The organism is Microvirgula curvata (assembly GCF_054781615.1).
In genome coordinates this window covers 1-11,116 of sequence record NZ_BAAGUB010000024.1, presented here as the reverse complement: position 1 = coordinate 11,116, position 11,116 = coordinate 1, and the positions used below count along the sequence as shown (strand labels likewise).

The window sequence follows — 11,116 nt, the reverse complement described above, 5'->3', positions numbered from 1 at the left end:
GGCGGTGCGGTGCTGACCCCGCTGCTTGGCGTCAGGCTGCGCTACCAGCGAGACGGCGCACTGCGGGAACGCGACGCCGGGGCCTTCGGGCTGCGGGTGACGTCGCGGCACGACGTGGCGCTGGAGGCGCTGCTGGGATTGCGTTTCAGCCATGACGGGCGGGATTCGCGGTCGCGAGGCTGGCAGCTGGATGCACAGTTCCATGGCCGACCGGCCATGCTGCGTCAGGCCGGCCGGCGGGAGGCGAGCCTGGCCGGTGCGCCGGATGCCCGCTTTGCCCTGGCGGCGGAGGATGGCCGGCGCCGCTTCGGCTACGACGGTCGGCTGGGCCTCAGCCACCAGGGACGCCACGGGCGCTTCAGCCTGGAGGGCTACCTGAGTCGCGACGACGGCAGTCAGGACCGCGGCGTGATGGCGAACTGGCGGCTGCTGTACTGAGCCCGCGGCTTTTTCTGGCGGTTTTGCCTGCCAGCCCGGGCCGGATGCAGCATTGTCCGGCCCGTCTGCCGTTCTGCCGTTTTGATGGTTTATGGTATTGTCCCAACAACCTGTTTTATCCCGGCACGACATGACTCTGATCTCGATCATCCTGGCTCTCGCGCTGGAGCAGTTGCGGCCGCTCGGCAATCGTAACCGCCTGCTCCTGCAGTTCACCCGTTACGCCAACACGCTCGAACGCAATTTCAATGCGGGCGAGTCCCGCCACGGCATGCTGGCCTGGCTGCTGGCCGTGCTGCTGCCGGTCATCCTGTCGCTGGCCGTGTTTTACTCGCTGCACAAGCTGTCGCCACTGCTGGCGCTGGTCTGGAACGTGGGCATCCTCTATCTGACGATGGGGTTCCGCCACTTTTCCAGTGCGCTGACCGAAATTACCGAGGCGCTGAACGAAGGCCGTGTCATCGACGCACAGCTGTCGCTCGGACGCTGGACCGGGCAGCCGACATCGGAGCTCGACGTCAACGAAATTTCGCGCCTGACCATCGAGCAGGGCGTGGTCGACTCATACCGGCATGTGTTCGGCACCATGTTCTGGTATGTACTGCTGCCGGGGCCGAGCGGTGCGGTGCTGTACCGTCTGGCCAGCATGCTGTACCAGAAGTGGGGCGTGCGCGACCTGCAGTTCGGCGACCGCTTCGGTCTGCCGGCCCGCCGGATCAGCGAATGGCTGGACTGGCTGCCGATCCGGCTGACCAGTGCCACCTTTGCCGTGATGGGAGATTTCGAGGATGCCGTGTACTGCTGGCGTGCCCAGGCCCAGGCCTGGGGCAACTACGCCTACGGCATTCTGCTGGCCAGCGCGGCCGGTGCCATTGGCGTCAAGCTCGGTGATCCGCTGCGGCAGGACTACACCGTCAAGTACCGCCCGGAACTCGGCGTCGGCGACGATGCCGACCCGGATTACCTGAAGCGTGCGATCGGTCTGGTCTGGCGTTCTGTCGTGGTGTGGCTGTTCGTGATCCTGCTGTTCACCGTGGCGCGCGCCCTGGTGTGAGCGGGGGAGGCCGCCCGCCTGCCGATCATCCCGTTGCGCCGGATCAGGGGAAAGCCTGCTCCGGGGGCGGTTTGCCCGCCGCCCGCGGATCTTGCCCCGATTCGGGTCATTCGATGTCGCAAAAGCCCCCCGACTGCGGGGGCTTGGTCATTCCATGCGTATCATTCATGAAAAGCGTGGAATTTCATTGCTTTGGCGCGTATAGTTCGCCCCCTTGAACCGCCACCGTTGTTGCAGGAGATACCACAAGATGTCGTTTGCCGAACTGGGACTGCCCGCAGAGATTCAGCGTGCTATTGATGAGCTCGGCTACAGCGAGCCAACCCCGATTCAGGCGCGCGCCATCCCTGAAGTGCTCGCCGGACGGGACCTGCTTGCCGCCGCCCAGACCGGGACCGGCAAGACTGCCGCGTTCACGCTGCCGATCCTGGCGCGCCTGCGCCGGCATGCCAGCACCAGCGTCAGCCCGGCCATGCACCCGGTGCGCTGCCTGATCCTGACGCCGACCCGCGAACTGGCCGACCAGGTTGCCTCGTCGGTCGAGCAATACCGCAAATACCTGCCGCTGCGTCATGCCGTCGTTTTTGGCGGGATCAATATTGATCCGCAGAAAGAAGCGCTGCGCCGCGGGGTGGAAATCGTCGTCGCCACACCGGGACGCCTGCTCGACCATATCGAACAGAAAACCGTCATCCTGAACCGGGTCGAAATGCTGGTGCTGGACGAAGCCGACCGCATGCTCGACATGGGCTTCATCCCCGACATCCGCCGCATTATCAGCCTGCTGCCGAAGACGCGTCAGACCCTGCTGTTCTCCGCCACGTTCTCGGCCGAGATCAAGCGTCTGTCCAGCGAATTCATGACCGACCCGATCACCATCGAGGTCGCTCGCCAGAACGCGACCGCGGCGTCGATCGAACAGCGCGTGTTCGCCGTCGACGGTGCCCGCAAGCGCCAGCTGCTTGGCCGCCTGATCAATGAGCGCGAAATGACCCAGGTCATCGTGTTCTGCCGCACCAAGCAGGGTGCCGACCGGCTGGCACGCGAACTGCGCCAGTTCGATCACATCCAGGCCGAAGCCATCCACGGCGACAAGGCCCAGCAGGCGCGACTGGATACCCTGGCTTCGTTCAAGGATGGCAAGCTGCGCGTGCTGGTGGCAACCGACATCGCCGCGCGCGGGCTCGACATCACCGAACTGCCGTACGTGGTGAACTTCGAGATGCCGAATTCGCCCGAAGACTACGTGCACCGCATTGGCCGTACCGGCCGCGCCGGCAGCTCCGGTGTTGCCCTGTCGCTGATGAGTGAAGACGAACAGCGCCTGCTCGAAGCCATCGAAAAGCTGACCCGGCAGACGCTGAAGCCGGAATGCCACAACGCCTTCTGGCCGAGCTGGATTCCGCGTCCGGTGACCGAGCGCCCGCCCCGTCCGGCACTGGCCGAACGCAAACCGGCGCCGGTGAAGGCCAGCCGCATCGAGAACGTCGACAACGATCGCAGCGATGTGGATGACGACGACGATGACGAGCTGCCGCTCAGGCAGGGTCGGCGTTTGCCGCTGACCCCGCGCTTCCAGCGCGAGCCGCGCGAAGTGCCGGCACTGTTGCTGCCGCCGCGTTACGAGCGCGCCTGACCCGACTTCCCCTGCCGCCTGATCCGATGACTGCCGAACTCGATCAACTGGCCGGGTGGATTGCTGCCTCCCGGCGTCTGGTCGTCATGACCGGCGCCGGCATGAGCACCGAATCCGGCATCCCCGATTTCCGCTCCTACCAGGGACGCTATACCCGCGACCAGAGTCTGCCGGAAGTGATCTCCATCGATTACTTCTACCGCGACCCGGTCGCATTCTGGGCAGCGTTCAAGGATATTTTCCAGCTGAAGCTGTCCGCCGGCCATGCGCCGAACGACGGTCACCGTCTGCTGGCCGCCCTGGATGACGGAGACCGGCACGTTACCGTCGTCACGCAGAACGTTGACGGCCTGCACGCCCGTGCCGGCAGCCGGCATATCGTCGAAGTCCATGGTTCCATCGAGCGTGCGCAGTGCCCGAGTTGCGGCACCGTGCATGACCTGGACTGGATCAATGCCCACACGCTGCCGGAATGCAGCCGCTGCGGTGACATCCTCAAACCGGATGTCGTGCTGTATGGCGAAGCCGTCGAGCGCATGGACGATGCCGTGGCCGCCCTGGCCGATTGCGACCTGCTGCTGGTGATGGGGTCGTCGCTGGAAGTCGGACCGATCAACCAGTTGCCGCTGATCGCCCGCCGCATCGGCCTGCGCACCGTGCTGGTGAACCTGGGGCCGACCCAGTTCGAGTCGGCCTTCGACCTGCGGATCACCGACCGGATCGGGCTGGTGGCGCGTGAACTCGCGCCGAAACTGAGCCTGACGCTGTAAGCGATATCAGGCCGGCGTGATCGGAATGGTCAGCCCGAGTGCACGGGACAACGGTACCGGTCTTTCCAGCAGCGATGCCAGCGTGTAGTGCCCCAGCGTGGAAAAAAACGCTTCCTGCGCCTCGCGCAATACCCCGTACAACAGACAGGCATGCTCGATGCGGCATGCCGAGTGTTCGCTGCCGAAGCACTCGACCAGCGCGTCACTCCCCTCGGTCAGGCGGACCAGCTCGCCCAGATTGATCTGCGCCGGTGCGCGGCCCAGCCGCAGGCCGCCCCCCTTGCCACGCACAGTCAGCAGATAGCCATGCTGGCCCAGCAGGTGCACGACCTTCATCAGATGGTTGGCAGAAATGCGGTAGGTGTCAGCCAGTTCGCCAATGGTGACCAGACGGTCATCGCACAGGGCGGCGTACATCAGCACCCGCAGGCTGTAGTCGGTGAAGGAAGTCAGTCTCATCGGAATTGTCGCCTCATTGATTCGTGGGCCGGGCAGGGCGTACTATTAGTGGTATAAATTTTACATCTTAAAGGGGCCGACATGGCGAATATCGACCGGAATGGCGTACTGGACCTGCTGCGGGACGTGATCGACCCCGAACTGGGGTTCAATATCGTCGACATCGGGCTGATCTACGGCGTCGAGCTGGGCGCCGACAGCCTGTCTGTCAGCATGACCATGACTTCGCCGGCCTGCCCGATGGGGGACATGCTGTATGACGACGTCCGGCAGACCCTGCTCGATGCACTGCCCGACGACTGGCAGATCGACGTCAGCGTGGTCTGGGAGCCGGCATGGTCGCCGGCGCGGATGTCGCCGGAACTGCGGCAACGCTTCGGCTGGCAGGACGACCAGCCGGTCTGACGCCTTTTCCCCTCCATGCCGGCAAGGATTGCCATGAAACTCCGCTTGTTGTTGCTGTTGACGTTCCCGCTGGTGCTGTGGATGGCCGTGGCCGGTGGCCTGGTCAGGGTTGGCGTGCCGGTGCCGACCAGCGCCGGCGGGATTGGCTGGCATGGTGCGCTGATGGTCGGTGGCTTCTTTGGCAGCCTGATTGCGCTGGAGCGGGCGGTGGCGCTCGGCAAGCGCTGGGGCTGGCTGGCCCCGGTCGGTGCCTGGCTCGGCGCCCTGCTGCTGCTGGCCGGACGTCCGGAAGGCATGTTGCTGATCACTGCCGCCAGTCTGATGCTGGTGGCAATGTCGGTCAGTGTCTGGCGCCGGCAGGCACAGAACTTCACCTTTTACCTGGCGGTGGCCGCCGGCTGCTGGAGCATCGGCAATGTGCTGTGGCTGATGGCGCGACCGCTGGCCGAAGTGCTGGGCTGGTGGATGGCCTTTCTGGTGCTGACCATTGCCGCCGAACGGCTGGAACTGTCGCGCTTCGCGCCGCGGCCGCCGTGGGCTGAACGGGCTTTCGATGCCGTCATGCTGCTGTGGCTGGCCGGTCTGCTCAGTGGTGCGGGTCTGCTGACCGGACTGGCGCTGCTGGCGCTGGCGGCCTGGATGGTGCGCTTCGACGTGGCCCGGCATACCGTCCGTGGCCAGGGCCTGCCGCGTTTTGTCGCCATCTGCCTGCTGTCCGGCTATGCCTGGCTGGCGCTATCGGCGCTGGCGCTGATGGCCGGCGGTGGCTATCAGGCCGGGCCGGGATACGACATGGCATTGCACGGCGTGGTGATCGGCTTCGTGCTGTCGATGGTGTTCGGCCATGCGCTGATCATCCTGCCCGCCGTCAGCGGGCTGAAGGCGCGCTACCGGCCACAGTTCTACCTGCCCCTGCTGCTGCTGAATATCGGCCTGCTGATCCGTTTCAGTGGCGGCTGGCTGGCGCGGGCCGACTGGGTCGCGCTCGGCGCATCGCTGAATGGCGTGGCACTGCTGGCCTTCATGCTGCTGGTGCTCAATGCACTGCGCGAAGGGCGCCGGCGCTCGCGTCCCGGCCGATAGCGTGGTGCACGCGGCGGTTCGCCGGGGAGGGCTGAATGGACGGTTTCATCTGCTGCCGCCTGTCGGCCGGGCTCGCTTTCGTGCGCGGGGAATGCTTAATGTCATATTGATTGACCTTGGGCAATCATCGAATCACGGGCAATGACGTTACAATGCGCCATCCGCGAGACCATCCATGCCGCCATGCCGACGACCATCATGCCCCATTCCCTCAACGATCCTATCTCGTTGATGTACTACACCTACCGCGCCTTCACCAGCAAACCCGACGAGATGCTGGCTGCTCGCGGTCTGGCCAGGGTCCATCACCGCATCCTGCATTTTGTCGGCAGCAATCCCGGCATCAGCGTCAACATGCTGCTGCGCGTGCTGGGGGTCAGCAAGCAGGCCGTCAATGCGCCGCTGCGCCACCTGCAGGAACAGCAACTGATTGTGGCCGGCATCGCCAGCCATGACCGGCGGGTGAAGGAACTGCGACTGACCGACAGCGGGCAGTCCCTGCTCGGGCAGCTGTCCGAAAACCAATTGCGGATGATGGACGAGATCGCCGCATCGGTCGGCGAAGCGGACATGGCTGCCTGGTGGCGGGTCATGGCCCGGCTGGCGGAATACGCGGCCCGCGACTGACGGCCCGGCGGCATGGCCGGTGGCACGCCGGGGCGGGGCAAGCCCGTCCGGCCGTGCGGATGTTCAATAGACTGTGTGGTCCGCCTTTGTCCGCAGTCTCCGGTACAATCTTGTGACAATTTTCTGCACAAGCGCACCCGGAGAAACAGATGGCCGTCATCCGCCAAGAGGACTTCATCGCCAGCATCGCTGACGCATTCCAGTACATCAGCTACTACCACCCCAAAGATTACATCCAGGCACTGGGCCGCGCGTACGAGCGCGAAGAAAGCCCGGCCGCCAAGGATGCCATCGCCCAGATCCTGACCAACAGCCGACTCTGTGCCGAAGGGCACCGCCCGATCTGCCAGGACACCGGCATTGCCGTGGTGTTCCTGAAAGTCGGCATGAACGTGCGCTGGGATGCGACGCAATCGGTGCAGGACATGGTCAACGAAGGGGTGCGCCGCGCCTATCTGAACCCGGACAACAAGCTGCGCGCGTCCGTGCTGCTCGATCCGGCCGGTCTGCGCAAGAACTCGCGCGACAACACGCCGGCCGTGGTCCACTACGAAATCGTCCCGGGTGACGGCATCGAAGTGATCTGTGCCGCCAAGGGTGGCGGTTCGGAAAACAAGAGCAAGATGGCCATGCTGAACCCGTCCGACTCGATCGTCGACTGGGTACTGAAGACCGTGCCGACCATGGGGGCCGGCTGGTGTCCGCCGGGGATTCTCGGCATCGGCATCGGCGGCACGCCGGAAAAGGCGCTGCTGATGGCGAAGGAATCGCTGATGGCGCCGGTCGATATCGATGAGCTGATCGCCCGCGGTCCGCAGAACCGGGTCGAAGAGCTGCGGCTTGAACTGTTCGACAAGGTCAACGCACTCGGTATCGGTGCCCAGGGCCTGGGCGGCCTGACCACGGTGCTCGACATCAAGATCCTCGACTACCCGACCCATGCCGCCAGCCTGCCGGTGGCCATGATCCCGAACTGTGCCGCGACCCGCCACGTGCACTTCCACCTCGACGGCAACGGTCCGGCGCATCTGGAAACGCCGAAGCTGGAAGACTGGCCGGCAGTCAGCTGGGCGCCGGACACCGAGGTCGCCACCCGTGTCGATCTGGATACGCTGACGCCGGAACAGGTCGCCAGCTGGAAGCCGGGCCAGACCCTGCTGCTGAACGGCAAGATGCTGACCGGTCGCGATGCTGCGCACAAGCGCATCAACGACATGCTGGCCAGGGGGGAAACGCTGCCGGTCGACTTCACCAACCGCGTGATCTACTACGTCGGCCCGGTCGATCCGGTGCGCGACGAGGCCGTCGGCCCGGCCGGCCCGACCACCGCAACGCGGATGGACAAGTTCACCGAAATGATGCTCAGCCAGACCGGCCTGATTTCCATGGTTGGCAAGGCCGAACGCGGCCCGGTTGCGATCGAGGCGATCAAGAAGCACAAGTCCGCCTATCTGATGGCAGTCGGTGGCGCAGCCTACCTGGTGGCAAAGGCCATCAAGCACGCGCGCGTGGTCGGCTTCGAGGACCTGGGCATGGAAGCGATCTACGAGTTCGACGTCAGGGACATGCCGGTGACGGTTGCCGTCGACGCCTGTGGCGAGAGCGTCCACCAGACCGGGCCGAAGACCTGGCAGGCCCGGATCGGCAAGATCCCGGTTGCCGTCGCCTGACCATGCGGAACAAATGAAAACAGCCCGTCAATACTGACGGGCTGTTTTATTTCGGGATTTCAGTGCGGGCTGCCCAAATTTTAGGCAGAAAGGGGAATCCGGTGTGCGGACAGCAACTTGGATGACTTATCCACAGATTGTCCACGCCGCCATCCCCGCTCGCTGGGGACAAGGATCAGAACCGGCGATCATTGCGCCAGCCCTGGGGCGCATCCGGAGCCCAGTCCTGACGGATCGGGCGAACCGGTTCACGGGCGGACCCGGGATCGCGCGGCTGACTGCGCGAGGAGCGGCGCTCCTCCCACTGGCGGCGGGCACGTTCGGCCTGGGCCTGGGTCACATCGCCATTCTCCAGCGCCTGTTGCAGCCGTCGTTCGCGATGCTCCCGCCAGGGTTCGACCTGCTGGCCGCGATCACTCGGCGGCGCTGCCCGGGTCATGGTGGAGATCAGGGCGCCGATCGACAGCAGACTGTAAAACAAGCCTTTCATCAACCTCACCACTCAATGGAAACAATAAATCATATAGGTGAAATGACCTTGCCGGGGCGGCTTCGCCATCTTCCCTCTGATGCCTCGCACTGTACACGCGGCGGTGTTGCGACGCTGTGTCGTGGCGGGCAGGACATGTAAATGACTGTATCGCCTGGATTTGCGGAATAAAAAATCACGAATACACTAGGCACCATGACCCAAGACACGCTGAACACCAAGAAAATCCTCATCGTCGACGACGATCCGCGAATCCGCGAATTGCTGTTGCGTTACCTGCAACAGCAGGGATTCGATGCCGATGCCTACGCCGATGCCAGCCGGCTGGACCAGCGCCTGCAGCAACGCCGGCCGGACCTGATCGTGCTCGACCTGATGCTGCCGGGCGAGGACGGACTGTCCGTGGTGCGGCGCCTGCGGGCGACCGGGGAAACGATTCCGATCATCCTGCTGACGGCCAAGGGCGACGATATCGACCGCATTGTCGGGCTGGAAATGGGCGCCGACGATTACCTCGGCAAACCGTTCAACCCGCGCGAGCTGGTGGCGCGCATCCAGGCCGTCCTGCGGCGCCAGGCACCGGTGCCGGCGCTGGCGGCGGAAACGGCGGCCGGGGAAAGCTACCCGTTCGGTGATTTCGTGCTCGACGCCGGCTGTCGCGAACTGCGGCGCAAGGACGAGCCGGTGGCGCTGACGCCGGCCGAATTCGCCATGCTGCTGGTACTGGTCACCCATCCGCGCAAACCGCTGTCGCGCGAACGGCTGATGCAGCTGGCGCGCGGACGCGATATCGAAGCGTTCGACCGCAGCGTCGACGTGCAGATTTCCCGCCTGCGCAAGCTGATTGAAGCCGACAGCAGCGAACCGCGCTTCATCCGCACCGTGTGGGGCTTTGGTTACGTGTTCGTGCCGGACGGGGAAAACGTCTGATGCGGCTGGTGCCGCGCAGTCTGTTCGGTCGCTTTGCCTGGCTGCTGCTGGGCACGGTGCTGCTCAGCCAGCTGGTGGCGGTGCTGATCTTCGGGGCCAGCCGCGAGCGGCTGATTGCCCAGCAGACGGCCGAACAGATCTTCGACGTCCTCGCCGATGCCGAGCAGCAGCTTGAAGGGTTGCCGGTCGCTGCGCGTGATCGCTTCCTCGATGCGTACAACCACCCGGGCGGGATCAACCTGGTACCGGCCGATGGCCTGATGCCACCGGAGCTGACCCCGTCCACCCGCGAACAGCGCTCGATCATGCAGGCCCTGGCCGCCGGCGGGCTGGTCATTGACGACGCCCGGGTCGAGCGTGACCCGGTCAACGAGCTGTGGCTGGCGGTGACCATTCTCGACAAACCGTACTGGCTGATCCTGCCGCTGGGGCGCTTGCACAGCGAAGTGGGCTCGACCTGGCCGCTGACCATCGTCGCCTTCCTGGCCATCGTGCTGTTCGCCGCTTCATGGATGGCATGGCGCATGTCGCTGCCGCTGGCGCAACTGCATCGGGCTGCGGCGCGGCTGGAGCGTGGCGAAACCCCGGAACCGCTCGTCGAGTCGGGACCGGACGAATTCCGATTGCTGTCACGCCAGTTCAACCGGACCGTACAGGCCCTGCATGAGCTGGAAGGGGACCGCCGCATCATGCTGGCCGGCGTGTCGCATGACCTGCGTACGCCGCTGACCCGCATGCGACTGTCAGTCGAGATGATGGATGAAGCCTGGCTGCGGGATGGCATGCTGACCGACCTGTCCGACATCGAACGCATCCTCAAGCAGTTTTCCGATTACGCGCGCGGCGAACCGGACGAAGCGCTGGAGCGCATTGACCTGTACCTGTTCGCCCGGGACGTGGTCGAACCCTATCAGCGCGACGGCAAACCGGTGAGCCTGGACGACAACCATCCGCTGCTCGACATTCCGATCCGGCCAGTGGCCGTACGGCGTCTGCTCGGCAATCTGATCGACAACGCCCTGCGTTACGGTCAGCCGCCGGTGACGGTTCGTGTACATCAGACTGATGGCTGCCTGTGGTTGCAGGTCCACGATGGCGGCAGCGGTTTTCCGGATGAGGCCACCGCCCGCTTGTTGCGGCCGTTCACGCGCGGTGAAGCGGCCCGGACCGCCGACGGCGGTTCCGGCCTGGGACTGGCCATGGTCAAGCGCATTGCCGATGCACACGCTGCCCGGCTGGCATTCCTCAAGGACACCGACGGCTTCTCCGTCGGTGTCGGTTTCCCGCTTCCGGCGGCGAAACCGGCCCGGAAAGTCATTTCCGCGCTGGCCGAGCGTCGCAAGGGGGCGGCTGAAGGCTGAAACAAAGCCTTTTTCTCTCAAGGACTTGCCGAATCGGTGACAAAAAAGCGGAAAACGGGTGTTGACGGAAGGGAGGGGCGGACGTATAGTTCGCTTCCTCGCTGCACGACGCAGCGCCGAACGAAGCAGCAAGTCGCTGATTCAGTTCGGAAAAACGCTCTTTAACAAAACAGACAACCGATAAGTGTAGGCG

The 11,116-nt window shown here is 64.7% G+C and carries 12 protein-coding genes; 10 read left to right on the top strand and 2 right to left on the bottom strand.

The features are described from left to right. From ACYVG8_RS10580 to ACYVG8_RS10565, 4 genes are all read left to right on the top strand, one after another. On the top strand, window positions 1–438 hold a 438-nt coding region (locus ACYVG8_RS10580), incomplete at its 5' end, for an autotransporter domain-containing protein (protein ID WP_460745743.1). 130 nt (window positions 439–568) lie between these two features. Then, window positions 569–1,492 (top strand): CobD/CbiB family protein, encoded by a 924-nt coding sequence (locus tag ACYVG8_RS10575; RefSeq protein WP_028500470.1) that lies wholly within the window; start codon window positions 569–571, stop codon window positions 1,490–1,492. Window positions 1,493–1,742: 250 nt separating this feature from the next. After that, window positions 1,743–3,128 carry a DEAD/DEAH box helicase gene (locus ACYVG8_RS10570; protein WP_028500471.1) on the top strand — a complete coding sequence of 462 codons (1,386 nt, stop codon included), beginning with the start codon at window positions 1,743–1,745 and terminating at the stop codon, window positions 3,126–3,128. Window positions 3,129–3,154: 26 nt separating this feature from the next. Then, window positions 3,155–3,898, top strand: coding sequence for an NAD-dependent protein deacylase (locus ACYVG8_RS10565; RefSeq protein ID WP_460745742.1), 744 nt, complete (start codon window positions 3,155–3,157; stop codon window positions 3,896–3,898). A 6-nt stretch (window positions 3,899–3,904) separates the two neighbouring features. Here ACYVG8_RS10565 and ACYVG8_RS10560 read toward each other — a convergent pair whose 3' ends face one another. Next, window positions 3,905–4,357: an RrF2 family transcriptional regulator gene (locus ACYVG8_RS10560; RefSeq protein WP_028500473.1), complete on the bottom strand. Its 453-nt coding sequence runs from the start codon at window positions 4,355–4,357 to the stop codon at window positions 3,905–3,907. An 81-nt stretch (window positions 4,358–4,438) separates the two neighbouring features. Here ACYVG8_RS10560 and ACYVG8_RS10555 point away from each other — a divergent pair, with 81 nt between their 5' ends. The 4 genes from ACYVG8_RS10555 (at window position 4,439) to ACYVG8_RS10540 (ending at window position 8,142) form a co-directional block, all read left to right on the top strand. After that, window positions 4,439–4,762: a metal-sulfur cluster assembly factor gene (locus ACYVG8_RS10555; protein WP_036386950.1), complete on the top strand. Its 324-nt coding sequence runs from the start codon at window positions 4,439–4,441 to the stop codon at window positions 4,760–4,762. A gap of 33 nt (window positions 4,763–4,795) precedes the next feature. Further along, window positions 4,796–5,845, top strand: coding sequence for a hypothetical protein (locus ACYVG8_RS10550; protein ID WP_156952602.1), 1,050 nt, complete (start codon window positions 4,796–4,798; stop codon window positions 5,843–5,845). A gap of 141 nt (window positions 5,846–5,986) precedes the next feature. Beyond that, complete coding sequence (locus ACYVG8_RS10545) at window positions 5,987–6,472, top strand: MarR family winged helix-turn-helix transcriptional regulator (RefSeq protein ID WP_233495295.1); 486 nt, start codon at window positions 5,987–5,989, stop codon at window positions 6,470–6,472. Window positions 6,473–6,621: 149 nt separating this feature from the next. Continuing rightward, window positions 6,622–8,142 (top strand): fumarate hydratase, encoded by a 1,521-nt coding sequence (locus tag ACYVG8_RS10540; RefSeq protein ID WP_112692891.1) that lies wholly within the window; start codon window positions 6,622–6,624, stop codon window positions 8,140–8,142. A 175-nt stretch (window positions 8,143–8,317) separates the two neighbouring features. Here the strand turns inward: ACYVG8_RS10540 and ACYVG8_RS10535 are convergent, their stop codons facing one another. Continuing rightward, window positions 8,318–8,632: a hypothetical protein gene (locus ACYVG8_RS10535; RefSeq protein WP_028500478.1), complete on the bottom strand. Its 315-nt coding sequence runs from the start codon at window positions 8,630–8,632 to the stop codon at window positions 8,318–8,320. Between the two features lie 195 nt (window positions 8,633–8,827). Here ACYVG8_RS10535 and ompR point away from each other — a divergent pair, with 195 nt between their 5' ends. Both ompR and ACYVG8_RS10525 read left to right on the top strand, forming a co-directional pair. Next, window positions 8,828–9,562: an osmolarity response regulator transcription factor OmpR gene (ompR, locus tag ACYVG8_RS10530; RefSeq protein ID WP_028500479.1), complete on the top strand. Its 735-nt coding sequence runs from the start codon at window positions 8,828–8,830 to the stop codon at window positions 9,560–9,562. Then, a complete protein-coding gene (locus ACYVG8_RS10525) occupies window positions 9,562–10,923 on the top strand; it encodes an ATP-binding protein (RefSeq protein ID WP_028500480.1) in 1,362 nt (453 codons plus the stop codon). Before ompR ends, ACYVG8_RS10525 begins: the two co-directional genes overlap by 1 nt. Window positions 10,924–11,116: the final 193 nt, after the last annotated feature.